Source organism: Mycetohabitans sp. B8, assembly GCF_021991875.1.
Taxonomy (GTDB): Bacteria; Pseudomonadota; Gammaproteobacteria; order Burkholderiales; family Burkholderiaceae; genus Mycetohabitans.
In genome coordinates, this window is the sequence record NZ_JAHLKR010000068.1 from 1 (window position 1) to 450 (window position 450).

1 protein-coding gene is annotated in these 450 nt (G+C 62.2%); it reads right to left on the reverse strand.

Features of this window, described 5'->3' with window-relative positions:
• A partial coding sequence (locus KQH60_RS14755; protein WP_237577143.1) for a hypothetical protein occupies nucleotides 1-434 on the reverse strand: 434 nt, incomplete at its 3' end.
• Between the last annotated feature and the right edge of the window lie 16 nt (nucleotides 435-450).

Consider the following 450-nt stretch of genomic DNA (forward strand, 5'->3'; position numbering starts at 1 on the left):
TCATCGTGCGAGGCGGTTTCATCCATCGCCGCGTCTTGCCAACCGGCCGGCTTCACATCCCAGCGCGATGGTTTTTTCTGCCCCGTCGGCTGGCTCATCCGCTCATCGTGCGAGGCGGTTTCATCCATCGCCGCGTCTTGCCAATCGGCCGGCTTTACATCCCAGCGTGATGGTTTTTTCTGCCCCGTCGGCTGGCTCATCCGCTCATCGTGCGAGGCCGTTTCATCCATCGCCGCGTCTTGCCAACCGGCTGGCTTTACATCCCAGCGCGATGGTTTTTTCTGCCCTGTCGGCTGGCTCATCCGTTCATCGTGCGAGGCGGTTTCATCCATCGCCGCGTCTTGCCAACCGGCCGGCTTCACATCCCAGCGCGATGGTTTTTTCTGCCCCGTCGGCTGGCTCATCCGCTCATCGTGCGAGGCGGTTCCGTCCATCGCCGCGTCTTGCCAA